The sequence below is a fragment of the Bradyrhizobium sp. AT1 genome, from assembly GCF_001590795.1.
Lineage (GTDB): Bacteria > Pseudomonadota > Alphaproteobacteria > Rhizobiales > Xanthobacteraceae > Bradyrhizobium.
In genome coordinates, this window is sequence record NZ_JXDL01000001.1 from 7,171,819 (window position 1) to 7,195,374 (window position 23,556).

The 23,556-nt window shown below is 63.3% G+C and carries 27 protein-coding genes; 13 read left to right on the forward strand and 14 right to left on the reverse strand.

Annotated elements, in window-relative coordinates:
- Positions 1-3: 3 nt before the first annotated feature.
- A complete protein-coding gene (locus SE92_RS33025; RefSeq protein ID WP_063202819.1) occupies positions 4-1,107 on the forward strand; it encodes a hypothetical protein in 1,104 nt (367 codons plus the stop codon).
- Between the two features lie 148 nt (positions 1,108-1,255).
- Here SE92_RS33025 and SE92_RS33030 read toward each other — a convergent pair whose 3' ends face one another.
- Positions 1,256-1,738: a nucleoside deaminase gene (locus SE92_RS33030; RefSeq protein WP_063202821.1), complete on the reverse strand. Its 483-nt coding sequence runs from the start codon at positions 1,736-1,738 to the stop codon at positions 1,256-1,258.
- 224 nt (positions 1,739-1,962) lie between these two features.
- Between SE92_RS33030 and SE92_RS33035 the strand changes: the two genes are divergently transcribed.
- Positions 1,963-3,336 carry a hypothetical protein gene (locus tag SE92_RS33035; RefSeq protein ID WP_063202823.1) on the forward strand — a complete coding sequence of 458 codons (1,374 nt, stop codon included), beginning with the start codon at positions 1,963-1,965 and terminating at the stop codon, positions 3,334-3,336.
- 52 nt (positions 3,337-3,388) lie between these two features.
- On the opposite strand, the gene SE92_RS33040 is transcribed toward SE92_RS33035, so the two are convergent.
- Positions 3,389-3,610: a hypothetical protein gene (locus SE92_RS33040; RefSeq protein ID WP_063202824.1), complete on the reverse strand. Its 222-nt coding sequence runs from the start codon at positions 3,608-3,610 to the stop codon at positions 3,389-3,391.
- A gap of 348 nt (positions 3,611-3,958) precedes the next feature.
- Between SE92_RS33040 and SE92_RS33045 the strand changes: the two genes are divergently transcribed.
- Entirely contained in the window at positions 3,959-4,141 is a 183-nt protein-coding gene (locus SE92_RS33045) for a hypothetical protein (RefSeq protein ID WP_063203888.1), read from the forward strand.
- Positions 4,142-4,176: 35 nt separating this feature from the next.
- On the opposite strand, the gene SE92_RS33050 is transcribed toward SE92_RS33045, so the two are convergent.
- From SE92_RS33050 to SE92_RS33060, 3 genes are all read right to left on the reverse strand, one after another.
- Entirely contained in the window at positions 4,177-5,553 is a 1,377-nt protein-coding gene (locus SE92_RS33050; protein ID WP_063203889.1) for a vWA domain-containing protein, read from the reverse strand.
- A 5-nt stretch (positions 5,554-5,558) separates the two neighbouring features.
- A complete protein-coding gene (locus SE92_RS33055) occupies positions 5,559-6,506 on the reverse strand; it encodes an AAA family ATPase (protein ID WP_063202826.1) in 948 nt (315 codons plus the stop codon).
- Positions 6,507-6,652: 146 nt separating this feature from the next.
- Complete coding sequence (locus SE92_RS33060; RefSeq protein ID WP_027545881.1) at positions 6,653-6,853, reverse strand: hypothetical protein; 201 nt, start codon at positions 6,851-6,853, stop codon at positions 6,653-6,655.
- 225 nt (positions 6,854-7,078) lie between these two features.
- Here SE92_RS33060 and SE92_RS33065 point away from each other — a divergent pair, with 225 nt between their 5' ends.
- Positions 7,079-8,053 (forward strand): quinone oxidoreductase family protein, encoded by a 975-nt coding sequence (locus SE92_RS33065; RefSeq protein ID WP_063202828.1) that lies wholly within the window; start codon positions 7,079-7,081, stop codon positions 8,051-8,053.
- 38 nt (positions 8,054-8,091) lie between these two features.
- Here SE92_RS33065 and SE92_RS33070 read toward each other — a convergent pair whose 3' ends face one another.
- Together SE92_RS33070 and SE92_RS33075 are read right to left on the reverse strand one after the other, a co-directional pair.
- Positions 8,092-8,367, reverse strand: a complete 276-nt coding sequence (locus tag SE92_RS33070; protein ID WP_063202830.1) for a hypothetical protein — start codon at positions 8,365-8,367, stop codon at positions 8,092-8,094.
- A 109-nt stretch (positions 8,368-8,476) separates the two neighbouring features.
- Positions 8,477-9,085: a S24 family peptidase gene (locus SE92_RS33075; protein WP_063202832.1), complete on the reverse strand. Its 609-nt coding sequence runs from the start codon at positions 9,083-9,085 to the stop codon at positions 8,477-8,479.
- A 165-nt stretch (positions 9,086-9,250) separates the two neighbouring features.
- On the opposite strand from SE92_RS33075, the gene SE92_RS33080 reads away from it, so the two are divergent.
- Together SE92_RS33080 and SE92_RS33085 are read left to right on the forward strand one after the other, a co-directional pair.
- Positions 9,251-9,781 carry a GcrA family cell cycle regulator gene (locus SE92_RS33080; protein ID WP_063202834.1) on the forward strand — a complete coding sequence of 177 codons (531 nt, stop codon included), beginning with the start codon at positions 9,251-9,253 and terminating at the stop codon, positions 9,779-9,781.
- A gap of 45 nt (positions 9,782-9,826) precedes the next feature.
- A complete protein-coding gene (locus tag SE92_RS33085; protein WP_063202836.1) occupies positions 9,827-10,402 on the forward strand; it encodes a hypothetical protein in 576 nt (191 codons plus the stop codon).
- Between the two features lie 46 nt (positions 10,403-10,448).
- On the opposite strand, the gene SE92_RS33090 is transcribed toward SE92_RS33085, so the two are convergent.
- Positions 10,449-10,805 (reverse strand): hypothetical protein, encoded by a 357-nt coding sequence (locus SE92_RS33090; RefSeq protein WP_063202837.1) that lies wholly within the window; start codon positions 10,803-10,805, stop codon positions 10,449-10,451.
- A gap of 656 nt (positions 10,806-11,461) precedes the next feature.
- Between SE92_RS33090 and SE92_RS33095 the strand changes: the two genes are divergently transcribed.
- Positions 11,462-11,647 (forward strand): hypothetical protein, encoded by a 186-nt coding sequence (locus tag SE92_RS33095; protein ID WP_063202839.1) that lies wholly within the window; start codon positions 11,462-11,464, stop codon positions 11,645-11,647.
- A gap of 144 nt (positions 11,648-11,791) precedes the next feature.
- The gene (locus SE92_RS33100) at positions 11,792-12,133 is read left to right on the forward strand and encodes a phasin (protein WP_063202842.1); all 342 of its coding nucleotides are present in this window, start codon (positions 11,792-11,794) and stop codon (positions 12,131-12,133) included.
- Between the two features lie 232 nt (positions 12,134-12,365).
- On the opposite strand, the gene SE92_RS33105 is transcribed toward SE92_RS33100, so the two are convergent.
- From SE92_RS33105 to SE92_RS33115, 3 genes are all read right to left on the reverse strand, one after another.
- Positions 12,366-12,683 carry a c-type cytochrome gene (locus SE92_RS33105; RefSeq protein WP_063202844.1) on the reverse strand — a complete coding sequence of 106 codons (318 nt, stop codon included), beginning with the start codon at positions 12,681-12,683 and terminating at the stop codon, positions 12,366-12,368.
- A gap of 268 nt (positions 12,684-12,951) precedes the next feature.
- A complete protein-coding gene (locus tag SE92_RS33110) occupies positions 12,952-13,782 on the reverse strand; it encodes an alpha/beta fold hydrolase (RefSeq protein ID WP_063202846.1) in 831 nt (276 codons plus the stop codon).
- A 158-nt stretch (positions 13,783-13,940) separates the two neighbouring features.
- Positions 13,941-15,737, reverse strand: a complete 1,797-nt coding sequence (locus SE92_RS33115; RefSeq protein ID WP_063202848.1) for a ShlB/FhaC/HecB family hemolysin secretion/activation protein — start codon at positions 15,735-15,737, stop codon at positions 13,941-13,943.
- 130 nt (positions 15,738-15,867) lie between these two features.
- Between SE92_RS33115 and SE92_RS33120 the strand changes: the two genes are divergently transcribed.
- Together SE92_RS33120 and SE92_RS33125 are read left to right on the forward strand one after the other, a co-directional pair.
- Complete coding sequence (locus SE92_RS33120; RefSeq protein WP_063202850.1) at positions 15,868-17,112, forward strand: FecR family protein; 1,245 nt, start codon at positions 15,868-15,870, stop codon at positions 17,110-17,112.
- A 61-nt stretch (positions 17,113-17,173) separates the two neighbouring features.
- Entirely contained in the window at positions 17,174-19,915 is a 2,742-nt protein-coding gene (locus SE92_RS33125) for an EAL domain-containing protein (protein ID WP_063202852.1), read from the forward strand.
- An 18-nt stretch (positions 19,916-19,933) separates the two neighbouring features.
- Here the strand turns inward: SE92_RS33125 and SE92_RS33130 are convergent, their stop codons facing one another.
- A complete protein-coding gene (locus SE92_RS33130) occupies positions 19,934-20,194 on the reverse strand; it encodes a hypothetical protein (protein WP_063202854.1) in 261 nt (86 codons plus the stop codon).
- Between the two features lie 257 nt (positions 20,195-20,451).
- Here SE92_RS33130 and rocF point away from each other — a divergent pair, with 257 nt between their 5' ends.
- Positions 20,452-21,429 carry an arginase gene (rocF, locus tag SE92_RS33135; protein ID WP_063202857.1) on the forward strand — a complete coding sequence of 326 codons (978 nt, stop codon included), beginning with the start codon at positions 20,452-20,454 and terminating at the stop codon, positions 21,427-21,429.
- Between the two features lie 294 nt (positions 21,430-21,723).
- Entirely contained in the window at positions 21,724-22,059 is a 336-nt protein-coding gene (locus SE92_RS33140) for a hypothetical protein (RefSeq protein WP_063202859.1), read from the forward strand.
- A 72-nt stretch (positions 22,060-22,131) separates the two neighbouring features.
- Here SE92_RS33140 and SE92_RS33145 read toward each other — a convergent pair whose 3' ends face one another.
- On the reverse strand, positions 22,132-22,548 hold the full coding sequence (locus tag SE92_RS33145) for a hypothetical protein (RefSeq protein ID WP_063202861.1): 417 nt from the start codon (positions 22,546-22,548) through the stop codon (positions 22,132-22,134).
- Between the two features lie 217 nt (positions 22,549-22,765).
- Here SE92_RS33145 and SE92_RS33150 point away from each other — a divergent pair, with 217 nt between their 5' ends.
- Entirely contained in the window at positions 22,766-22,987 is a 222-nt protein-coding gene (locus tag SE92_RS33150; protein WP_245324771.1) for a hypothetical protein, read from the forward strand.
- 171 nt (positions 22,988-23,158) lie between these two features.
- Here SE92_RS33150 and SE92_RS33155 read toward each other — a convergent pair whose 3' ends face one another.
- On the reverse strand, positions 23,159-23,494 hold the full coding sequence (locus SE92_RS33155; protein ID WP_063203891.1) for a nuclear transport factor 2 family protein: 336 nt from the start codon (positions 23,492-23,494) through the stop codon (positions 23,159-23,161).
- Between the last annotated feature and the right edge of the window lie 62 nt (positions 23,495-23,556).

A 23,556-nucleotide genomic window follows, 5' to 3' on the forward strand; every position in this document is an offset into this window, starting at 1 on the left:
AGGATGTCGTTTCGTTACACGGCAATGGCAGCAGCGGCGCTGTCACTTGCTACGCTGGCCACCGGTGGCCAGGCTTACGCGGCGGACTTGCCGGTCAAAGCTGCCAAGAAAGCGTCGGAGCTTCCGTTCTTCCTGGTGATCGATAACCGCGTCACCTTCTCGTACATCTTCAACGCCTCTCAACCCGGTGCGTGGTCGTTCCGGCCGGATGGGTCGATCGACAGCAAGACCACCAAGCAGGTGTACTCATTCACCCATTTCGACGCCTGGGCGTATGGCACGAACTTCTTCACCATCTCCATGTTCAAGTCCGACCACAATGACCCGGCCGGGCCGTGCACGAATGCGGGGACGATCTTCGGTGCGCCGGCGACGTGCGCGGGTGCGACCGAAATCTACGGGCTGTTCCGCTCGACCTTCGGCTGGAATGAACTCTTCAACACCAAGGCGTTCAGTGCGGGACCGCTGCACAATATCTCGTTCGAGGTCGGCATGGATGCCAATACCGAGAACAGGTATTTCGGCGCCGCCAAGCGTGACGTCGTCGGCGGCCTGCAGTTTGCGTTTGATCTGCCCTACAAGGGTTACATCAACGTCGCGCCGCTGGTGTATTGGGAGTTCGCCAATCACAACGCGTTCAGCCAGTGCGGATTGTTCGGTCCGGGCGTTCCCGGCGTGACCTGCATCGCGGATGGCAACACCTCGTTCAAGCCGACCTGGGCCGTCGAGATCAACTACTACATGGACCTCGGTTTCCTGCCGCCGAACATGCAATATTTCTCGATCAGCGGTCGCGCCGGCTGGTACGGCAAGAAGGGGACCGACACCGAACCGCTTCCCTACAGCCCGGCGAACGGCGTCTACAATACGGCAGTGGAGTTGAATTCGGAGCCGATCCGCTTGACCTTCGATGCTTCGAAGGCCGTCTGGGGTGACAAGTACTCGCACTTTGTGGACGTCTGGGTGGCTTACCGCTACTGGCAGAACAAGTTCGGTCTCGATCACAACCTCGCCGTCGGTTGCACCACGGCCGTCGGTGGCCGGACGGTGAGCACGGGGTCGTGCACCGAGTCCTCGCTCTACTCCGGTATCACCGTGAAGTTCTGATCGCCACCGCTCGGCAGTCGTAGGGTGGATTAGCTGCAGGCGTAATCCACCTACTTCGGCTGGCGAGCCTGGAAGCCTGGTGGGTTACGCCGGCGGACTGCGCTCCGCGCAGCCGCCAGCTAACCCTGTTACTGATTGGAGTTGGTGTTTACCTCGTCCACGCGCCGTCGTGCAGCGCTTCGGCTTCGTCCTCGAGCAGCGGGCCAATGACCTCGGTCGGTCGCTGGCCGCTGGCAAAGACCTCGCGGCACGGCAGGTCGAGCGTCGGATTCTCCGGATGGTTGCCGGTGATGCCGCGCAAGCGATGCTCGCTGAGACCGTAGACGACGCGGCCGATGCCGGCCCAGTAGATCGCACCGGCGCACATCGCGCAGGGCTCCGCGGAGGAATACAGCGTCGCTGTTGCCAGCACATCGCGGCCGAGTGTGCGGCAGGCCTGGGTGGCCGCGAGACGTTCGGCATGCGCGGTGCCGTCGTGATCCGGCATGTAGCCGTTCTCGGCCTCGATCAGCACCTTGTCGCCCGCGACGACGATGCAGCCGAACGGATGATTGCCATGGGTGATGGAGCGCCGGGCAACGTCGAAGGAGAGGCGCAGAAAGCGCTCGTCGCGTTCGGATGCGCCACTCATCGCCGCTCCCTGGTCAGTACCCCGCCACGCGCCAGCCGACCGCAGCGTCGCCTGTCGTGTTTCATAAACGAATTCGGGTGAACTCACTACCGGCCGATCGAAGATTGTCGTCGCCGGGGCTGGTTGAAGACGCCTCGCCGGAGGCCGGCACGTCATCTGGACGAAACACGAATCAGCCATGCTTTGGATGGTGGCCGCACCATCGGAGTTGGCCTGGCCCACATATGAATAGCGATATCTCGTTGCCCTCACATCGCGGAAACCGGTTCTATCAAGGCGTGGCTGCGACGTTTTTCGCCAACGCGCTCCAGGCGGTCAATTTTCTTGGGGATCGATTCCTGAGAGAATCGCATCATTCGTTGTCGGCCATCGAGGATCTTTACCGGCACTCGATGGACAGCGCCTTTTCGGTCACCGAGGCTTTCCTCGTCACGGGCGCACCACACGCATCGGCCTATTATCCCCGCGACTTCGCCTGGTTTTATCCTGATGTCCTCGACCCCGAAACCATCATGGATGCACAAGACGCGGTGCGGCGGGCCCGGCTGCTCGACAAGAGCATCCGTTTGCTGCTGGAGGCTGTTCGCGCCGGCGTCGTCACGACGACCATCGTGCCGGCGGGGCGGGGCCGATATCTCGGCGTGAACTACTTCTCGCGTCCGTCGGACACGCTGCTCGGCATTTTGGCCGGCCTGCAGCAGATGATCTCCGCCGACCAGAGGGCGCCGTCCTATCTGGCAATGTCGCAATGCGCGCATGCCGGCCGCCTGCTGCTGGCCGAATATGGCGGTGACCTGAAGCGTGCGATCCTGCAGCTTGCAAGCGAGCTCGAGCCGCTCGACGACGGCGGCAGCAGGTATCTGCTGTGTGACGCGCATGCACCTCGCTCCGCCGCGACGGATACTCGTGCCGAGCGCCGGCGTTTCGTGACCAATGCCTGTGTCCATACGACCTTCGCGTGGAGCGTACAGCTCGGACTCGTCGACGAGAATGAGCTGAAGCGGTTGCTGGGGCGCGACCTTGCGCAGTACAAGAAGGACCTGCTCCGCCTGTTCGGCAGGGACGGATATGTCAGGCATTCCCTGGATGGCCCGGTGAGCTCGCCGGCGTCTTCGGTTGCGCTGGATTTCGTCAGCGTGCATCGCGGCTTCTGGGATCTGAACGATGCGAGCGAGCGGGCATTGTTCGCCGCCACGGCGGATCTGATCATAGCGGAGCCGCGCTTTCGCATCCCCCGCACGTTCCACTTCCTGGTGTCCGCGGACAATCCGCGCAACAAGATGATCCACAAGATTGCGGCTCCCGCCTATCAGGGGCGTTCCTCCTGGCCGACGTTCAACGTCGAATTTGCGGATCGCATGTTGGATTATGACGAACTCTCGGGGAGCGATACCTACCGTTCCTGCGCGCAAGGGATATTGAAGGACATTCGTACCGCGACCGAGCTCCACGGCGGATATCAGGAGCTGATCTCCGAGCAGGGTCTGAAATATCGCACCTGGGCCTACAAGGGCGCGGTGGCTCACTCCTGGTTTCCGCGCTTCCTGTCAGTCTGGAGAAGGGCGTATGGATCGCCGCTTCTCCAGTGGAATGACTGACTCGCGCGGTGACGTGGCGCCGAGGGAAGGGCGCCGATGATCGGCGCGAACTTCACGCCACGAGATCCAGCAGCCGGCACGATCCGCGCACGAGCACCTTGCGCCCGGCCGGCGTCATCGCGGGTACGCCGTCATTGACGACGACGAGGCCGAGTTCGACGAGGCCTTCGATGAGATAGGACTTCGAGAGGCGACCGTTCGACGGCGGGTTGCGAAGTGTGCGCAGAGCTTCCCATTGGTCCGGCGCAAGTTCGAAGTCGAAATCGTTGCTCATGTTGCCTCAAGTGATCGTACCGTTGGCGCCTCTGTTAGCGACGCCGCATGAAGACCGTGCGACGACAATGAGTCGGGAATTCGGTGAGCTGTTTAGAACATCTCTTCACAAATTGCGGCACTTCGTTGCGACGCGAGACATAGATCGTTCAATCGCGAAGATCGTCCCGCGCAGCGATCACTAATTGATGATCGGCAGTTGATGTTGCGCTGCAAGCTACTGCAGTGCACGGGAAGTATCGCTGTCCCATTCTGCGACGCGATAGGCACAGAAACCATGAGACGAAATGTTCGTGACTCTGCTACGTTGATTCGCGGGGAATGACTTCACATGGCAGGAGTGGAGTGCATGAACAGGCTGGTTGAAATTCGCAGTCAGGAATCCCTGTGCCGGGAGCGCGCGGCGCTCGATTTTAATCGCCGGCTGTTCTGGCTTGCGCAAGCCGAGGAATGGGAGCAGCGCGCGCTCGACGAAATCGCCTATCACTTCCGGGAGTGTAACGTCGGTCAGGCGGAGCTTGCGCGAAACTGACGTTTCGCTCGACTGAGGATGGCCGCGAGCGAGACCTACTGATAAGTCGCCACGATGTCGGATACGGCGCGCTCGAGCTGTTGCGCGGTGGCGCATTGACGCACGACCGTGCAAAAGGTCGCGTAGCGGGGCATCTCGGAATCGCCAAAGCCCCAGGCGAGGCGTCCTTCGGGATTGAGCCAGACCAGGCGCTTCGAGCGCTCGGAGATGCGGCGCAGGATGTCGGCGCGGGGATCGAGATTGTTGCTGCGGGCGTCTCCGAGCACGATCACCGTGGTCTGCGGCGTCAGCGTACTCATGAACTCCTTCTCGAAATCGACCAGCGAGGAGCCGTAGTCGGACGAGCCGAAGCCGACCTTGGACATGATCTCGGCCATCGCCTCTTCCGGCGAGTTCTTCTTCAGGATCTCGCTGACCTCGATCAGGTGCGAGGAGAAGGCAAAGGAGCGGACGTCGTCGACCACCTCGTGCAATGAGTGGATCAGCAGCAGGAAAAAATCGGAGACCTGGGCGACCGAGCCCGAAACGTCGCAGAGTGCTACGATCTTCGGCCGGTCACGATGCTTGCGCTTCCATGCGGTCAGGAACGGCACGCCGCCCCAGGCCGCATTGCGGCGGAGCGTGCGGCGGACGTCGAGATGGCCGCGGCGCTGACGCTTGCGCGGCTTGGAGTAGCGCTCGCGCAGGCGGCGCGCGATCTGGCGGATCAGCGCGCGCATCTCGGCGACCTGGCGACGCTCGATGCGGGCGAGCGGGGCGTTGCGCAAGATCTCGTTGCGAAGATTTTCGGCCTCCTCGCGGGCGTAGAGCGCGAGGCCTTGCGAGACGGTGTCGCGCACCGCCTCGCGCAAGGCGTCGAGCGCGGCGCGCAGTCGCTCCGCAAGGGCAGGATTGGTCGCGGTCAGCTGGTCGAGATCGTCGCGCAGGCGCTGGAGGCCCATGGCGTCGAGGATGCGGCTGGAGAAGATGCCGCGCTGGGTGGAGTAGCGGATATCCGACAGTGAGGCGGCCCCGGAGGCACTGGCAATGGCGGCTGCGATTGCATTGCGGTCCTGCGACAGCAGCATCTGCGCAAGCGGACCCAACTCCTGCGGAGGTTGGCCTTCACCCGTTTCGGCGGCCGCCGCAGACGAGGGCGGCGGATCCGCATCCTGCGAAGCGTTCTCGCTGCTCGCCTCGGGCTGGTCTTGCGGCGGCTCGGGCTGGCTGAAGAACAGGTCAAAACAGTCGCCGAGTGCGAGCTTTTCGTCCTGGGATTTGGCGAGCGTCAGCAGCAGTGAATCGCGCAGGATGGCCCGGTCGGAAAAGCCGACCTGCTTGACCGCGCGCATCGCATCGATGCTCTCCGCAGGCGAGACGTGGACGCCCACACCGCGCGCCGCCCGAAAGAAACGATGGAGATTCTCGCGCATCGGCGTCAACCGAAGACGTTGGACCGTGCCGCCTTGGCAATGAAGGTCGTCAGCTGCGGCGATGCGGCCTCGATATCGGCTTCGTATTTCAGGAGCACGTTGAGCGTGTCCTTGACGATGTCAGTGTCGAGCTCGGAAGCCTGGAGCAGCACCAGGACGCGCGCCCAGTCGATGGTCTCGCTGACCGAGGGCAGCTTCTTCAGATCGAGCGAGCGGATCTCGTGGATGAATCCGACCATCTGCCGGCGCAGCGTCTGCGAGATACCGGGCACGCGGCTTTCGACGATGCGCTCTTCGAGCCGCTGCTCGGGGAAGCCGATATGCAGATGCAGGCAACGCCGCTTCAGGGCGTCGCCGAGGTCGCGTTCGCTGTTGGAGGTGAGGATCACCGTCGGCGGCGTGATCGCAGAGACGGTGCCGAGCTCGGGGATCGTGACCTGGAAGTCGGACAGGATCTCCAGCAGCAGCGACTCGAACTCGGCGTCCGACTTGTCGATCTCGTCGATCAGCAGCACGCAGCCGCCGGGCTGCTCCAGCGCCTGGAGCAGGGGACGCGGCTCGACGAATTCCTTGGAGAAGAACACGTCGCCGAAATCGTGCAACTGGTTAAGTGCGGCATGCAGCGTCTGCGCACCGCCAAGGACTTCGCCGAGCTTGTCCTTGAGGATCTGCGTATAGAGGAGCTGCTTGGCATATTTCCACTCGTACAGCGCCTTGGCCTCGTCGAGGCCCTCATAGCATTGCAGGCGGATCATCTTCATGCCGCGCCAGGCCGCGATCGCCTTGGCAAGCTCGGTCTTGCCGACGCCCGCAGGGCCCTCGACCAGGATCGGCTTCTCGATCTGCTGCGACAAATAGACGGCGGTCGCGATCTGCCGGCTCGCGATGTAGCCCTGCGCGGCGAGGCCGCTCTGCACTGCCTCGATCGAGGTCGAGGCCTTCTGATCAGCCACGAAAAGGCGCTCCCAAAGGTCTTGCTTGAGGCTTGTTCTGCCTGCGTTCCCGGCAAAGAACAAGCCTCGTTTGGGAGGCATCAGACCCGCGTGAACGGCGTTTTTCCGCTGAACGCAAATAGTTGAGCGGTTCGCCGCTCGCGCAATCAGTGCCGCAGCAGCTCCGGCTTGCGGATGGTTTGTCTGACTTCGGCGCCGCAATCGGCGCATTCATAGACGAAGTCGATCTTGGCAAGGCTCCAATGCGGCTCGACCTCTCGCACATACATCGGCAGAAACCCCATGCAGGTGGGGCAATTCACGGGCGCGATTTCGACATCCTGATGATGCTGTACATAAGCTGGCATCTCGGTTCTCCTTCGCAGGCGACCACCAAACCCCGTGCCGAAACTACTGCCGGTCGCGTCAGGCGCGTCATTAACTCTGTCGAACGGAGATGGAACGGCGGAGGTTTGTCGCGCGCTGTGACATTCTTGTTACGTGTCCGCACTGTAACTGGCGGACTGAATGCCTATTTCTGCGGCCAATCCGACTCTTCGGATCCTCAACCAACGATAAGGGAGCAAATACCCATGACGCATGCCATTCGTTTTCACAAGACCGGCGGTCCGGAAGTCCTGGTCTGGGAGGAGGTCAGCGTCGGCAAGCCGGGTCCTGGCGAGGCGCGCATCCGCCACACCGCCGTCGGCCTCAACTTCGTCGACATCTACAACCGCTCGGGCCTGTACCCGGCGCAACTGCCGAGCGGGCTCGGCAGCGAGGCGGCTGGCGTGGTCGAGGAAGTCGGGCCCGGTGTCACCGATCTGAAGCCGGGTGATCGTGTCGCTTATGGCGCCTCGCCGCTCGGTGCCTATTCCGAGGCGCGGCTGATTCCCGCCGACCGCCTGCTGAAGTTGCCCGACGGCGTCGACGACAAGACCGCGGCGGCGATGATGCTCAAGGGGCTCACCACACAATATCTGATCCGGCAGACCTATCGGGTGAAGGCCGGCGACACCATCCTGCTGCATGCCGCGGCCGGCGGCGTCGGTCTGATCCTGGGGCAGTGGGCCAAGCATCTCGGCGCGACCGTGATCGGCACCGTCAGCAACGACGAAAAAGCCAAGCTCGCCAAGGCGCATGGCTGCGACCACGTCATCATCTACACGCGCGAGGACTTCGTGAAGCGGGTCGATGAGATCACCGGCGGCAAGAAGGTGCCGGTGGTTTACGACTCCGTCGGCAAGGACACGTTCCTAAAGTCGCTGGATTGCCTCGCGCCGCTCGGCGTCGCCGCGCTGTTCGGTCAATCCTCCGGCGCGGTCGAGCCGCTCAATCTCGGCCTGCTGGCCCAGAAGGGCTCGCTCTACGTCACCCGCCCGACGCTGTTCACCTACGCTGCCAAGCGGGAAAACCTGGTGGCGATGGCGAACGAGCTGTTCGACGTCGTCAAATCCGGTGCGGTCAAGATCGAGGTGCACCAGACCTATCCGTTGAAGGACGCCGCCAAGGCGCATGCCGATCTCGCCGCGCGCAAGACCACGGGATCGACCGTCCTTCTGGTGTGATGTCCGGCCGGACGGCGGCGCGGGCGGTCTGGCCCGCGTCACGTCCGTTCGTGCTTGCGCAGATCATGCGTGTGATCGAGACGGACCGCCTGGAGGTCGACCTCTTCAGGCGAGATCTGGGGAAGAGCCGCCTCGGTCAGGATGGCCTCGGTGACGTCTTCCACCGAATTCCCGTCAACTTCGTGGATGAACGAAACGTTCCGGTATTCACCTGAGGCGATGCGGGAGATGACCTCTCGCCGCGTGATCTCAGGGTCGACGATTGCCTCGCGGCCCCGCCGTCCATAGTCGATCATCACGACCAAATATTGCATGAAAACGACCCTGCCGCGTCCCTTTGCGGGCACGCGGCAGAGTATTTCCGAAAAACGGAATCGAGTCAAGCCGTATTTCTAAAAAATCGAAATCAACGGGGCGGAGCCCTTACTTCCCTTTCTTGCGGGGGCGCGCCGATTTCGCGCGCAGCCGCTCGAGCTGCCCTTTGGGCATCGACAGGCAGATCTCCCCGACCCAGTCCAGCTTGACGCCGACGATCGGCTTGGCATTGAAGCTGGTGAGATTGACGACGGATGGGCTCTTGCCCCGCTCGATGGTCTTCAGATAGCGCTCGCCGGTCTTGAGCCGGACCACGGCCTCTTCGCCGTAGAAGCTCGACAGCGGATGGCGCTGGTCCTTGTAGACCACGATGACGTCGCCGCTCTCGTATTTGGGCAGCATCGAATCGCCGACGATCTCGAAGGCGACGGTTTCTTCCATGATCGGGAAAGGCAGCGCGATGTCGCCGAGCCCCTCCGGCGGAACCTGCTCGAAATCGGGCTCGATGACGGCCCCGGCGCCGACGCGACCCATGATTGGCGCAAGATTGAGCTCGAGATATTCCATGATCGGAATGATTTCCGAGGCCTTCACCAGGCGTTCACCGCCGAGGATCTCCGAGACCGCGCCGGGCCGCACGCCCATGGCCGCCGCCAGGCCGCCTTTGCTCTTGCCCGTCTTCTCCAGGCCCCGTTCGATCATTGCAACGTCCAACATGGTGATTCCCTCGCTTGCGCACCGTCCCGCTCTTGTAATCCGAAATTCGGAATTGTTGCAATTATGAATATCAGAATTATTGCTTGACTTGCGCTTCGGAATACCGGAATGTGCGTGTCGCCTCCCGGTCATGCGATCGGGGGAGGCGCATCACAGGGCAGCAACATGGAACCGGGCCATTGGCCGTCGGAGCATTCCGACGCGCTTCGCGACTATTTTCGCATGGGCATGTCTTATGCGGAGATCGGACGACAGATTAACGCAAGGTTTGGAACGGCTTACACGCGCAGTGCGGTGATCGGCCGCGCCAAGCGGCTCCGGCTCGTCATACCGGAATGGATCGCGAGCCCGTCGCTCGCGCCGTATCTGCAGGGTGAGGCTCCGGTTTCGCCGCGCCGCGCGGTGTTACCGAACCTGAATGTGCCGCCGAAGTCCGCAATGAAGCCTGCGGTGGCAGTGAAGTTGCGCTGCGTCGGCGTTCAGCCGCGCCTGATCCAATTGGTCGAGCTCGAGCCGGCCGACTGCCGCTATCCCTATGGGGGCGACAAGGACGGGGAGGGGATCGCCTTCTGTGGGCATCCCTGCCAGCAGGGCTCCAGCTATTGCGCGCCACATGCGCGCCTGACCCGCCGCTCCGGTGCTGCGTCCGTCCGCGTCCCCGGTCCGGTCGTGCTGAAGCTGGTCTCGGCCGCCTGAGTTCGTCGGCCCCGTTCCATCGTTAATCTTGCAAGGAGTATTTGAGTGGCACGTGTCCGACGCAACAGATCCTACAAATTGGCGCGAATTTACGACCGGCGGTCCCGCGAGGTGCCGTTCAATGGCGAGGTGGCGGAGGTCGAGGTCGACAATCCGCTGGCGCTCGATGTCGGAGAGAAGATCCTGGCCATCCGGTCGATCCGCGGCGACCCGCTGGGCCGGCTGCACGCGCACCACCAGATCGACGAGGCGCAATACCGCGGCGGGCGCGCCTTTCAGAACGATTGGGAGAGAGCGGAGCGGGGTCCTCAGGCGATAGACCCAACCCGGGAATATGTCGATGGGACGCGCACGCGCGAGCCCGTCACCGACAGCCAGCGCCAAGCGGTGTTGCGGCTGAACCGGGTCGAGCGCGAACTCGGCACCGACGGCGCCGCGCTGGCATATGACGTGCTGATATTGGGCTTGACCATGGATCAGATCGGGGAGCGTCGCGCCGTTCGGACACAGCGCTGGAACGATTATTTTGCGCGGCGCTTTCGCGAATGCCTGGACCGGCTGGCGCTGGTCTACGGCTTTGCGACGGAAACGGGGGCGCAACGGGCAGAGCGGCGCAGATGAAGACGGCACGCCGGCGGCCTCGGCTTCCGGCGTGCCATTCTTTTGCCTAGGGGTGCGGTACGATCTGGTACGGCGTCGTGTAGGGCTCGACCCGGAGCGAGGCGTTGGCCAGGAGCCCGATCTTCGCCGTCGGCGCCTGCTGCAATTCACCGCTCGGGCCGCGATGCACGTTGTATTGCCAGACCGTGAGATCGCCCTTCTGCGCCAGTGCGTGCGCGACCGCGCTCGCATCGTTGCCGCCGAGCGCCTGGAGCTCCTCAGTCGATAACCCGACGACGATCTCGTCCTTGACGGTGATGATCTTGAACAGGTTCATCTTGGTCTCCTGCGCCCATGCGCCTTGTATCGAGAGGGTGAAAAGCGCGGCCGCGGCGCCCTTGATGAGATCGCAGCGAGAAAGCATGCCGTCGTCCTTTGGTGCTGACGCGCGCCCGAATCGAAGAATTGTCAGCCATGGCGCCGTCGTCTGCGTGGCCGTGTCGCAACGGCTTGGTCGTTCGCTCATGGACAAAAGTTCATGAGCAAAAGACATTTCCGGACCAGTGAATCCCAAGGCGGCAGTCGTGCCGCGATCAGGACGCTGGAGATCGGCTGTGGGATCGAGCGTCATTCCGCCGCTGATACAACCGCCGGGCGCGGGCGCAACAATTGCGTGTATGCGCTGGTGGGGCGCTCATTCGCAGCCAACGTCCGTTCATATCGGAAACATCCCGAAACGTTGCGCCGATTGACAGCGGCCGGGGCCGTGTGCGTGATTGATGCCGCTTCTTGACGCAGGTGGGTGACTGCGGTCGATATTCCTGTTATCCGGAATTGCCATGGTACGATGCAGACGAAGCATCGCTGCAGCCATCGTTGGACTTGCCGGGCGGGTTGTTCTTTGACATAGTTGCAACCCTCTGGTTGAGCCCGTTGTTTGGGCATGTCGTTCAGCGTGCCAACGGGGCGGGCCCGCCACCCGGTCCGGAGCTCGTCGCGATACGGTCCCGTTGTGGCGTCTTGTCGTGGTGTTCGATTTCTGAGTGGGTCACGAAGGCCGATGCTTGTCATAGGTGCGAGATGAAAAACCTCAATTTCGCCGGTGAACTGCACCTCAAGCTCGGTGTGCCCGCAAGCGGCACGGTCGAAAGTCTGCGCCTGCTCCGTGCGTTCCTGAAGCTCGCGCCTCGACAGCGTTTCGAGGTCATCAAGCTGGTGGAAGACCTCGCCACCGAAGAAGCTCTTCCCGAGCACCCCTTGTCCTGAGCCGGGCTGCGCGCCGTCTCTTTCGCTCTCCCGCTTCGTTCTGCCGCCGGAGCCGGACCCTCCGCGGACGTTTCCCCGAGGCTGGCGCTGGAAGGCGATCCGGCAAGTGTGGTATTCAGACGGGAAAACAGAGGGAGTGCGACCATGATCGAACCGAAGCTCGAAGTTCCGGCCGAACTGCGCGACCTGGCCGAGAAGACAATTGACCAGGCGGAAAAAGCATTCGGCATGTTTTTCGAAGCCGCCACCAAATCGATATCGTCCGTTCCAGGGGCAGGGACGGAGGTGTCGAAGCAGGCGCTGGTTTTCACCGAGCAGAACATGAAGTCGGCCTTCGAGCATGCGCGCAAGCTGGTTCATGCCACCGACCTCCAGGAAGCGATGCGAATCCAGTCCGACTTCCTGCGCAGCCAGTTCACCAGCGCCGGAGATCACATGCGCCAGATGACCGGCAGTCTCATGCAGCCGGGCAAGGGCAAGTCCTGATTCTCAGGGCTGTGCACAGCGTGCCCATAAATTGAACTTGCATGGCTTGGCGATCCGCACTTCGATGTTGAAGCGGATCCATGCCGGGCCACCGAATGACCTCATTCGCCGTCTGGCATCCCTTCTGCTGATCCCTGTCGGTCCTCCGGCAGGGATTTGCATTTGTGGCAGATGTGGTGCGTGACGCGCCTCCGCATTGTGCCGAGGGGGCCCTTCGGGGCCGGATCATGCTCTAACGCAGCGATGCGATGTAGGCCGCGATGTCGCCGGCTTCGGTCCGGCTCAGGGGGAAATTCGGCATCTTCGGATGCGGATCGAGCAGGAAGAAGGCGAGCCTCTCCGGGCTGAAGTCCGGCCTGCGCGCAACGGAGGCAAAGGAGGGAACGTCGGCACTGGCCTGGGTCTGGCCGTTCGCGACGACATGGCAGCTTGCGCACCAGCGCTTGGCGAGGTCGGCACCGTGATCGGCATCGGCGGCGAGTGCGGACGATGTGCCGAGGCTCGAGGTTACGGCAAGCAGCAGGCAGATTCGTCTCAAATGCTGGTGCATAGGGTAACCTTCATGCATTCGTTGGCGGCGCCACGCTTATCCGCAGCACGATCCCGGAAATTGCGAGAGATCAATGCGGGCGATGATCGACCGCAGCAGCTTGCGGATCGAACGATAGAGATGCCGTACGGGAGCCGGCATCCTCGCAGCGGACAGACCTTTCGTATCAAGACTTTCAGTATAATGCGACACGTGCGTCTCCGAGGCCATAGGGCTCTTCTATCCCGCCGCGCCGGAGCCGCCTTGATCTGTCGCAAAGCATTGCCGGCTAATAGTCGCCCGGATTCATGATCATCGGGCTTTTGGTGTCAGCCGGCGCGAGCGCGCTGCTGGCGCTGTCACGCAGGAAGCGGTCGAGCGTTTCCTGGATCTTCTCCTTGACCGAGTTGGGGCCGCGATCACTCATCTCCGTGTGCTGCGCGCCGGTGTGGACGATGTCGATACCACGTGCTTTTGCCTCTTCCGGCGTCGGCAGCACGCCGGGATCGGTCACGAAATGCGGGTCCTTCGACCTGAACGACAGGATCTTCAGGCCGTCGCTGAGCACGAAGGGCACCCTGAGATTGTCGAGAGTAATCACCTTCGACACCAATTCCGGATGCTGGTGGGCGACATACATCGAGACATCGCCGCCGTTGGAATGGCCGACAAGGGTGATGTGGTCGTAATCGACGTTCTCCTGCCGCTTCTTCAGTTCGCTCAGCACGAAAAGAATGTTGGCCTCACAGCGGATATAGACGTCACGCCGGCCGACATATTGCTGACCGACATGGGTCATCAACGGCGGATCGCTCGGCAGATCCTGCTGGATGCTGACAACCAGATAGCCGCGCGCGGCGAGCACGTTGGCGAGGAAGGAATATTCGGTGGCCTTGACGGTGTTGCCGTTGCTGATGATGGCGACGGGGAGCTTCCAGAGGCCGAGATTGGCCTTGGTCTCGTAGTCACGCCGGACGGCCATCTCGACGGCGATCGGCCGCTGGCGCGAGGCGTCGAACAGCGCCACAGCCTCATGGCGGATCGCGAACCGGCTGACGAGGAAATACTCCCCGACGCCGAGAGCGCACAGAAACGCCAGAATTGCAAACACCCTCTTCATGGTTTCGTCCCAAATCACATTCGGCTGAACATGGTCATTGGGAACTCCCGGATCGAGCGATCGTGAGCAGGTTACGGGATTAAATTTAGGCAAGCCTTTGAACAGGCGGCAAGACGGCTGCAGGCCGGGGCCATTGCGCGAACGGCGGGGCGGCTCGTCTAGAGACAGCCGCCCTTGCCGCGTTCGGGGCAGAGCCGGAATGCGCTCGACAGCGTGAACAGGAAGCGCGGACTGCGGCGCTCGTTGTCCGGCGCCCGATAGCTCAAGGGCACGGCGACGCCGAGATCCGCCTGGAGATCGTCCGGCAGGAAGAAGCGCACACCCGCGCCGGCCGACGTGAGCGACAGGCCCTCGCTCAGCCGGTAACCGTCGTTCCAGACGGCGCCGGCGTCGCCAAAGGCGTAGAGCTGATAGCCGGTCCAGTAGCGGAAACTGAGCTTCTGGTCGAAGCGCAGTTCGAGCGAGCCGGCAAGGCCGTTGTCGCCGCTGATCTCGGCTGCGCCATAGCCCCGGCCGAAGGCCGCGCCGCCGAGATAGAATTGCTGCGAGGTGAACAGCGGCCGCGACGCCGTCTGGCTCGCCGCGGCGAGCTTGAGCGACCAGGCATCGTTGAGTGTCTGGTAGCGCGTGAACCAGAGGTTCAGCACCGAGAAGTTCGACGAGGCGCCATCGCGTGACAACAGATCGTCGTCGACATGCGAGGCGCCGAAGATGTCGAGGCCCTGGCGGTATGTCAGCGTTGCGAAATTGGTGCCGCCGAATTGATCCTGCAGCCTGTAGTCGGCGGTCAGGCTCGCGGTCCTGATGTGGTCGTTGTACCAGGGGCCGTAACGATCGTGCTCCGACACGTTGCTGAAGGTCGTCGCCGCAGTCAGCGTGAGCGTGGAGGATTGCGATTGCAGCGGAACGATGCTCGCGCGCAGCTCGAAGGCCTCGGTCGTCGTGATGTCGTTGTCGAGGCGGCGGGCATCGCCCGGCCGGACCGCGCTGTACAGCACCGAGCCGCCAAGGCGCAAACCATCGACCCCGACCGGCGCGTCGTAAGACAGGCGCGTGAAGCCGAGCTGGCGCGGATCGTTGGCTATCGTCGACAGGTTGACCGCCAGCGTATCGCCCGGCGCGAGATAGGAGTTGAACGCGCCGGTGGCATAGGTCTGCCATGGGCCGACCGACGACGATCCGAGATTGTCCAGTCCGAGCGAGGAGAAGACGTGCCAGGTCTTCAAATAGACGGTGAGACGGAAGCGGCCGGAGGCGCCGCCGATCTCTTCGAGCGCGGTGTCGGCGATCCGGACCCCCGGCCTGCCATTGATGAGGAAGAGCTGGCGTTCGAGCGTCGGCAGGCGCGACGGCTGCTCGGCCAGAACCGGCCCGAGCATCGGCCTGACGCCGAACTGCTCGGCGCCGTCGCCCTTCAGCTCGACCTGCACGATGGCGCCTTCGATCACCTGGATCCGGACCTGACCGTCGGCAACGTCCTGCGGCGGCACGATCGCCCGGCTCAGATGGAAACCGTCGGCGCGGTAGAGATCGCTGATCGCGCCTGCGATCCCGGCGAGATCCGCCTGCGAGACCTTCTTGCCGAGATACGGTTGATAGACCGCGGCAATGCGATCGGGAGCGACGGCGTGAGCGCCGCTGACGCTGACGCCGCGCAGCACGAATTGCGGCCTTGTATCGCCGCCCGTGTTGGGCTGGCCGACCGTGGGCAGCCGGACCGGAGGGCGGTTCAGCGTTTCCCGCTCGGTTTGGTTTTCAAAGTATTTCTCGGGCTGGCGCGGATCGAAGCCCGGCTGGTTCGCCTGCTGTGCGAACGCCTGGGAAACTTCAGCAAAAATCGGTGCCAACAATACCAACGCGGTAATGAGGTGCCGCTTCCTACCGCGCGCGGGGACTCTTTCCCCGTGATTCCACGGAGAAATTGCCATGCGGCGGTAAGGCTTCGTTAGGCGCATGATTTTTCATAGTTTTTTATGGTCAATGATTGGTTAATCCGGTCCCTCCGCTGGCCGCTTCCCGCTAATTCTATCTTGAGTGATTTCGGATACCCCTCAGGCTTGGCTGTCACGCGGACTGAGGGTTGTCATGTTGGGCAAAATTGGAATGCGGCGCGCTTTGCTGGCAGCGCTGATCCTGGGAATGGCCACCGGCGCATCTGCCGCGGATGACGGAGCCTGGTCGGTCAGCAAGTCCTCGGGCGAGGTCTGGCTTGCGACGAGCGGCGCGCAGCAGGTGTCGCTGAGCCAGGACGGCGCGCTGAAACCGGGAGACACCATTCGCACCGGGCGCAACGGTCGCGTTCTGCTCGTCCGCGGTGAGGAAACGATCCTGATCTCTCCCAACTCCGTGGTCGGCTTGCCGGCGGAGAAGAAGGACGGGCTCTCGACCACCATCATGCAACAGGCGGGCTCGATCCTGCTCGAGGTCGAGAAGCGTAACGTCAAGCATTTCGAGGTCGAGACGCCCTATCTCGCCGCCGTGGTCAAGGGAACGCAGTTCAGCGTCACGGTGGCGGCTGGCAGCACCAAGGTCGGCGTTGTCCGCGGCCAGGTCGAGGTCTCCGACTTCAGGACGGGGCAGATTGCCCAGGTCATGCCGGGGCAGGCGGCCACCGTCTCCGAGCACGGCAAGCCCGGTCTCAGCCTGAGCGGCGCGGGGACGTTCAACGCGATCGAGCAGGGCAAGCCGCGCGCTCCGACGATCGAGCGCATCCCGGTGCCGAAGTCCGGCCTGACGGCGCCGCGCAATGCCGCGAACGGCCACGCGATCCACGCGCTTGGCCCGATCGACAAGGGGACCAAGGCGGCGGGCGCTCCGAAGCCGACGCATCAGGCGGCAGGGCATCATGGTCCCAAAGCCGGTGTCGTGCGCATCTCGAGCTCGCTGGGCGAGGTCAAGCTGAACGTCCATAAGGTCACGCGCGGTCTCGCTCATGGCGCGGTGGCTCCCGGCCAGGTGCGCAACGCGAACGCCAACGCTTCTACCGCGACGGTCTGGAGCGACAGCACGACCGGCACGCCCGCGTCCAACAGCTCCGTCCAGACTGCGGTGACGACCAGCGGTGCCGCACCGGCCGGCAGCGGCGCGTCGAGCGCAGGTGTGATCGCTGCGGCGACAGCCGGCGCATCCAGCGACAGCCCCGGCGCCAGCAACGGAAATGGCGGTGGCAACGGCAATAATGGCAACAACGGCAATGCCGGCAATAGCGGCAACAACGGTAACGGCAACAATGGCGCCACCGGCAACGGCAGGGGCAACAACGGCAATGGCAATGGGAACGGCGGCGGTAATGGCAGCAACGGCCATGGTCACGCCTACGGCAGACGCTGAGGCGGTTTCGCTGGGGGAATGAAGGGCGCGCCTGCAGAAGCGGGCGCACGGGAGGATCGGAGTGAAACGTTATCGGCCGCATATTCTCGTTGTGATCGCGCTTGCGATCGTGCTGTCCACGGGATGGCATGGTGCGCTTCGCAATGCGCTCACCGATCTGCGGTTTGCCTGGCAATCGCGTGACGCCAGCGGCAGCGTCGTCGTGGTGGCTATCGACGCACCGTCGATCGAGAAAATCGGGGTGTGGCCCTGGCCGCGACGGCTGCACGCGGAACTGCTGCACGGGCTTGCGGCGGCGGGAGCCGCGGACATTGCCTTCGACGTCGACTTCAGCACGCCGTCCGATGCGGCGTCCGACGAGTCCTTTCTCAAGGCGCTTCGCGAGGTCGGCGGCTCGACGGTCCTGCCGTCCTTCAAGCAGCCGACGCCAAATGGCGGCGCGGCCCACATCAATCGCCCCTTGAAGCCGTTCAGCAACCAGTCGTGGCCGGCGGTCGTCAACGTCGCTGTCGAATCCGACGGACTCGTGCGCCGCTATCCATTCGGCGAGAAGCTCGGCGATGCCTTGATACCGTCGATGGCGGTGGTGCTGGCCGGGAAAGACGCCAATCGGCGGCCGCCCTTCCTGATCGATTTCAGCATTCGGGCCGCCTCCATTCCCGTCGTCTCCTATGTCGATGTGCTGCACGGCGATGCCGCCGCTGTCGGCAAGCTTCGAGACAAGAAGGTCATCGTCGGCGCCACCGCGCTCGAGCTCGGCGACCGCTTCAGCGTTCCCAACGGCAGGATCGTCTCGGGGCCAGTCCTCCAGGCGCTTGCCGCCGAATCGATCCTTCAGGGCCGGATGCTGCGCTGGACGTCCGATATCGGCATGATCCTGGGCCTGGGCGTGATCTGCCTGTTGATGATGTATTCCTGGCGCCGCGTCGCGCCGGGAATTCGCGTCGCTGTCCTCATCGCCTCCGGGGCCGCCATCGAACTGGTCGCAGCCCTGGTGCAGGCAAGATGGCCCCTGGTCATCGACACCTCGCTATTCCACATCGCGATCATCGCCTATCTGACCGCGATCGCGCTGGACGAGATCGATTTCCGTAGCCTCCTCGGACGCATCGCCGAGAGCCGCTTCCACCGCATCGCGATGTCGCTTGGCGACGGCCTCGTTTGCACCGACGAGGATCACCGGATCACGGTCTGGAATCCCGGCGCGAGTGCGATCTTCGGCTACATGCCGGCCGAGATGATCGGCCGCCCCTTCGAAACGCTGTGCGCCGCGCCGGCGGACGGCAACGCAAGACCGTCCATGCACGACGCCGCGCGCCAGGCGCTCCTGGTTCCGGGCGGGGCGGTCGTCGTGGAATTCGAGGGCCGGCGCAAGAATGGCGAAACCTTCCCCGTCGAGGCGAGCTTCTCGGGTTGGCAGGGCACGGATGGCTTTCAGTATGGCGCGATCCTGCGCGACATCTCGGTGCGCAAACGCGAGGCCGAACGCGTCAAATATCTTGCCGAGCACGACGCGCTGACCGGTCTTGCCAATCGCAACACGCTGCATGCCGGACTGGTCGGCATGATCGCGGATGCGGAGCGACAACCTCGCGAGGTCGCGCTGCTCGTGATCGGGCTCGACGGCTTCCAGCAAATCAACGACATGCTTGGACATTCGGCCGGGGACCTCGTGCTGCGGGCCGTCGCCGAGCGACTCCGGATCGAAGCCGGTGGCAAGGCGGTCGTTGCCCGGCTCAGCGGCGACGAATTCGCCATCGCGCTCGACTGTGCAGAGGCCGGTGAGCCGATCGCGGCCTTGGCCGAGCGGATCGCGTCTGCGTTCGAAGCGCCGCTCGCGACGGGCACGCGGCAGCACCGCGTCAGGATCAGCATCGGAGTTGCCGTCTATCCCGAGGGCGGACACAACGCCGACGATCTCCTTGGCAATGGCCATCTCGCGCTGAGCCGTGCCAAGGCGACGCGGCGGGGCGGCCATGTGCTGTTCGAGGCTGCGATCAGGCAGGAGCTGGAGAACCGGCTGACGCTGGAGAGCGAACTGGCGCTTGCCGCCGATCGCGGTGAGTTCGAACTGTTCTACCAGCCCCAGGTTCGCCTGATCGACGGCAGCCTGGTCGGGGCCGAGGCGCTCATCCGATGGCGGCATCCCGTGCGCGGCTACGTGTCGCCGGGAGAGTTCATGCCGGTGGTCAACTCTTCGGCCCTGTCCGAGCGGATCGCGAACTGGGTGATGGAGACCGCCTGTCGTCAGGCCCGTCACTGGGAGCTGTCGGGCAACGGCGTGCGCGTCGCGATCAACCTCTCGCCCTCGCAGCTTCACTCCGGCGATCTCGCCCATTCGGTTGCGGCGCTGCTCACATCGACGGGGCTTGCGCCGGCGTTGCTCGAGATCGAGGTCACCGAGGACATCCTGCTCCATGACGAAGCCCGCGTGCTCGACATGTTCAAGCGGATCCAGCAGCTGGGCGTCCGCGTCCTGTTCGACGATTTCGGCACGGGCTATGCGAGCCTGAGCTATCTGAAGAAGTTTCCGCTGGATGGGCTCAAGGTCGACCGCTCCTTCGTGTCCGGCCTGCTCTCGAATTCCGACGACGCGGCGATCGTCGGCTCGACCATCGGTCTCAGCAAGCAGCTCGGCCTCACGGTCGTGGCCGAGGGCATCGAGGATCGCGCCACCGCCGACTTCCTGGTCAGCATGGGATGCGAGGAAGGGCAGGGATATTTCTTCGGCCGTCCGATGCCTGCCGCGGAATTCGAGAAGCGATTCCTGGCGGCCGACCTCGTCGCAGTCGACGCTGCCTGAGCAGGACGGCCGCGTTGCCTATCGCCGCCGCGCGACCGCGACGCCGAAGAGGAAAGCGACGAACAGGGCGGCGAGCGGCGCTTCGCGCGTGATCGCCGAGACTGTTGCGAGAGTTCCGCCGGGCTTGCGCGATTCCTCAATCGTAGAGGTCACACGGCCGACCGCTGCGTGCAGGCCGCCTGCGACTTCACCGATCGTACGGGAGACATCGGCTGCCGCATCGATGGCACGCTCGGCCACGCCGGGTTGGGAAGGGGACTGCGGTATCTCGGTGCTCAAGCGCGCGACTCCAAACCTTGTGATGGAGGCCGACACCTTTGGCTATCCGCGCGAGCGCTCGTTTAGAACAGCGGGTCTGACGACCTTTGGCTATCCGCGAGAGGCGCCGTGGTTGACGGCGGGTGCCGGCCTTGAATGAGCAATTCAGCGCACGTGCTTTTGTTCCGAGGTGATCCTCCGACAGCGAAAGTATCCGGGAAACGACGGGTGCGAATCTCTGTTAGGCTTGCGATGCCTTATGAAGCGAGGAGCCAGCCGTGACCGATCAAGCCCTGACGGATCGACGCCGGCGCATCGCCTTGCTCGGGGCTCCCATCGACATGGGCGCATCGCAGCGCGGCACCTTGATGGGTCCTGCGGCACTGCGGACCGCGGGCCTTGCGACACTGCTCGAAAGCCTGGATTTCGAGGTTGTCGACTACGGCGATCTTTCCGTGACCGAGCTCTCAGACCTCACCGACAAGCCGCCGGAAAAGGCCAATCACTACCGCGAGATCCAGCGCTGGACGCGCGTGCTGAGCCAACGAGGCCATGAGATCGCGAAAACCGGCGCTCTGCCGATCTTCCTCGGCGGCGATCACACGCTGTCGATGGGATCGGTCAATGCGATGGCGCGTCATTGGCAGGAGCGTGGCCGGGAGCTGTTCGTGCTCTGGCTCGACGCCCACGCTGACTACAACACGCCGGAGACGACGATCACCGCGAACATGCACGGCATGTCGGCCGCGTTCCTGTGTGGCGAGCCCGGCCTCGACGGCCTGCTCGGCGACGATCCGCGCGCGTCGATCCAGCCGGATAGGCTCGACCTGTTCGGCGCGCGTTCGATCGACAAGCTGGAAAAGGAGCTGATGCGCGCACGCCGGATCAGGGTCGTCGACATGCGCCAGATCGACGAGTTCGGCGTCGCCGTGTTGATCCGGCGGGTCATCGAACGGGTCAAGGCGAGCAACGGCGTGCTGCATGTCAGCTTCGACGTCGATTTCCTCGATCCCTGCGTGGCCCCGGGCGTCGGCACCACGGTGCCGGGTGGGGCGACCTATCGCGAGGCACACCTGATCATGGAGCTGTTGCACGATTCCGGCATGGTCGGATCGGTCGACATCGTCGAGCTCAATCCCTTCCTGGACGAACGCGGCCGGACGGCGCGCACCGCGGTCGAACTGATCGGCAGCTTGTTCGGCCAGCAGATCACCGACCGACCGACGCCGAGCAACGCGATCGCTCCGGGCGAGTGAAGCGCTGACGAAGACGATGAGCTTGATCTGGCGAAGGCGTCCAGCCTGTCGCTTCGCCGCTGCTGTCCCGGCGGTGGTTTTGGATCGCTCGGCGGCGGATGGCGGCTCGCGCTTTCTACATCCGGGCAGGAACCTTCCCGCATTTGCCAAGTTTTCCCGATGCCCTTCCCCAAGGGTGACCCCCGATGGCCCCAGCTCCGATGCCCCCAATATCCGGTGGGCTGGGGCCTTTTTCCTATCCGGAGAGACCGGTTATTGATCATGAACGCTGATCCCAGAACGTAGGCTTAAACCATGAAATGGATGCTTGTGGTCCTCGTGGGTGGCGTCGCGCCCGTCAATACCGATCTCGTGTTCGACAAGTTCAGCGATTGCCTTTCCGCCGAGGAGCAGATGCGGCAGCATTACTCCGACGCGTTCGATGCCTGGGATCGTTTGGCCGCGACACGAATAGACCGGCGTAGGGACTACAAGAAGGCTCGCGATCTCGAAGCGAAGAGATTGCTGAGCAATGTCGGCACCTGTGTGCCGCATGGCGGGGGAGATCAAGCTGTGCCCGCGGAGCAGCCCAAACCGTCCGCCGCACCTTCGCAGCAACCTGCTGCGCCAGCGCAATCGCCGCGACCCTAGCGAAACGCCGGCGCCACCGACAAAGGCCGCACTCATCCGGAGCGCGGCCTTCGCGGCTCAGGTCAAGTCAGCTCACCAGTGATTGTGGTGGTGCCAACGGTGGCGCATGACCGGATAGGATCCGCTGTAATAGGCGTAAGCAGGGCGCACCACGCGGCGGTAGCGGTAGCCGTAAGATACAGGCTGCGTGTAATAGGTGGCCGTGGTGTATCCGCCACCCCAGCCATACGGCGCATCGTCATAGTAAGCGTATGGACCGCCATAATAACCGGCCCGATAATAGCCACCGCCGTAGCCAGGACAGTAGCCGTAGCCAGGCCCCCAGCCATATGTCGAGGAGGCGATCCCGCCGATCACGGCGCCTGCGACAAGACCGCCGGCAATGCCCGGTCCCCAGCCCCGCCAGTGGGCCTCAGCGGGAGACGTCGCAGCGATCGAGCTTAGACCAAGAGCGCCGGCCATCAGGGCCGACATTGCGATTTTCTTCATCGAGAAACCTTTTCACATGGCTTAGCTTCCGTGCCCATGTAACGGGATAAATAAGCAATGGTTGCAAAATCGCGGACCGTCATTCGTCGTGGTGACAGCAGAAAATCTGACGTGTGATCAGATCTCGCGCAGGCGACCTCAGCGGTTCGACTAAAGATATTCGGGAAAAACTGGAAACATGGAAGATGCTGTAGGTTGGCAGGCCGGATACAGGTGTGTGGAGAGCATCATCGTGGACGACCCCGTCTTGAAGAACGCCGCCGACACCGCCTGGAGGGTATACCGGGCGCGGCATCCCGACGTCGATCCGTTCGACAGCCGGCGATGCCTGCTGGAACGCCATTTGCTCAGGAGGAGGGAAGAGCGCGAGAGCGATGCCGAAGAACTCGCAAGCTTCGGGATCGCCTATCTGCACCGGCTTCCCAGCGACGGATGTTGACGGGCATGAGAATGCTCGTCGCGCGGGTCGCCCGCGCAAGCACAAGACCGAGCTGGACGCTGCTCGCGATTTCGTTTCTCATCTCGGCGATCATCGTGATCGCCCTGCGCATTGTGTTTGAGAGTTAGTTGGGACCGTACCGTTGAGCGGTGGTTCGGATTGCGCCAGAGGCTAGCGCGAGGGGCTGCAGTCCATGAGCTTGATCCGACCGGCGGCGTCAAACGCCAAAACCGCGCTCATGACGCCCGTGCCGGTGAGGTAGGAGATCACGGTTCCGCGGTCTGAAGGATTGAGATCGTCCAACGTGGTCGCGGGATATTTTCGGAGGTGCTCGATCCAATAGGCCCGAAGGGCCTCACGGCCGGTGATGGTTTGAACGCCGGAGCAGCCGCAGTGCACCACGGCATCGTCGGCATGGAGCTCCAGGATCGTTTCGATATCGCCGGCGCGATAGGCATCAAGCCAGTCGACCGCCACAGCCATCGGGTCAAAAGAGACGTTTGTCATCATAGCCGTCCAACTGATTTTCACCGAGGAACCAAATCCACTAGACTTATTTTATTATCCCG

Bases quoted from the DNA above. Each gene is read 5' to 3' on its own strand.
- SE92_RS33025 (WP_063202819.1), top strand. From the start codon at position 4: ATGTCGTTTCGTTACACGGCAATGGCAGCAGCGGCGCTGTCACTTGCT.
- SE92_RS33030 (WP_063202821.1), bottom strand. From the start codon at position 1,738: ATGAGTGGCGCATCCGAACGCGACGAGCGCTTTCTGCGCCTCTCCTTC.
- SE92_RS33035 (WP_063202823.1), top strand. From the start codon at position 1,963: ATGAATAGCGATATCTCGTTGCCCTCACATCGCGGAAACCGGTTCTAT.
- SE92_RS33040 (WP_063202824.1), bottom strand. From the start codon at position 3,610: ATGAGCAACGATTTCGACTTCGAACTTGCGCCGGACCAATGGGAAGCT.
- SE92_RS33045 (WP_063203888.1), top strand. From the start codon at position 3,959: ATGAACAGGCTGGTTGAAATTCGCAGTCAGGAATCCCTGTGCCGGGAG.
- SE92_RS33050 (WP_063203889.1), bottom strand. From the start codon at position 5,553: ATGCGCGAGAATCTCCATCGTTTCTTTCGGGCGGCGCGCGGTGTGGGC.
- SE92_RS33060 (WP_027545881.1), bottom strand. From the start codon at position 6,853: ATGCCAGCTTATGTACAGCATCATCAGGATGTCGAAATCGCGCCCGTG.
- SE92_RS33065 (WP_063202828.1), top strand. From the start codon at position 7,079: ATGACGCATGCCATTCGTTTTCACAAGACCGGCGGTCCGGAAGTCCTG.
- SE92_RS33070 (WP_063202830.1), bottom strand. From the start codon at position 8,367: ATGCAATATTTGGTCGTGATGATCGACTATGGACGGCGGGGCCGCGAG.
- SE92_RS33075 (WP_063202832.1), bottom strand. From the start codon at position 9,085: ATGTTGGACGTTGCAATGATCGAACGGGGCCTGGAGAAGACGGGCAAG.
- SE92_RS33080 (WP_063202834.1), top strand. From the start codon at position 9,251: ATGGAACCGGGCCATTGGCCGTCGGAGCATTCCGACGCGCTTCGCGAC.
- SE92_RS33090 (WP_063202837.1), bottom strand. From the start codon at position 10,805: ATGCTTTCTCGCTGCGATCTCATCAAGGGCGCCGCGGCCGCGCTTTTC.
- SE92_RS33095 (WP_063202839.1), top strand. From the start codon at position 11,462: ATGAAAAACCTCAATTTCGCCGGTGAACTGCACCTCAAGCTCGGTGTG.
- SE92_RS33100 (WP_063202842.1), top strand. From the start codon at position 11,792: ATGATCGAACCGAAGCTCGAAGTTCCGGCCGAACTGCGCGACCTGGCC.
- SE92_RS33105 (WP_063202844.1), bottom strand. From the start codon at position 12,683: ATGCACCAGCATTTGAGACGAATCTGCCTGCTGCTTGCCGTAACCTCG.
- SE92_RS33110 (WP_063202846.1), bottom strand. From the start codon at position 13,782: ATGAAGAGGGTGTTTGCAATTCTGGCGTTTCTGTGCGCTCTCGGCGTC.
- SE92_RS33115 (WP_063202848.1), bottom strand. From the start codon at position 15,737: ATGCGCCTAACGAAGCCTTACCGCCGCATGGCAATTTCTCCGTGGAAT.
- SE92_RS33120 (WP_063202850.1), top strand. From the start codon at position 15,868: ATGTTGGGCAAAATTGGAATGCGGCGCGCTTTGCTGGCAGCGCTGATC.
- SE92_RS33140 (WP_063202859.1), top strand. From the start codon at position 21,724: ATGAAATGGATGCTTGTGGTCCTCGTGGGTGGCGTCGCGCCCGTCAAT.
- SE92_RS33145 (WP_063202861.1), bottom strand. From the start codon at position 22,548: ATGAAGAAAATCGCAATGTCGGCCCTGATGGCCGGCGCTCTTGGTCTA.
- SE92_RS33155 (WP_063203891.1), bottom strand. From the start codon at position 23,494: ATGACAAACGTCTCTTTTGACCCGATGGCTGTGGCGGTCGACTGGCTT.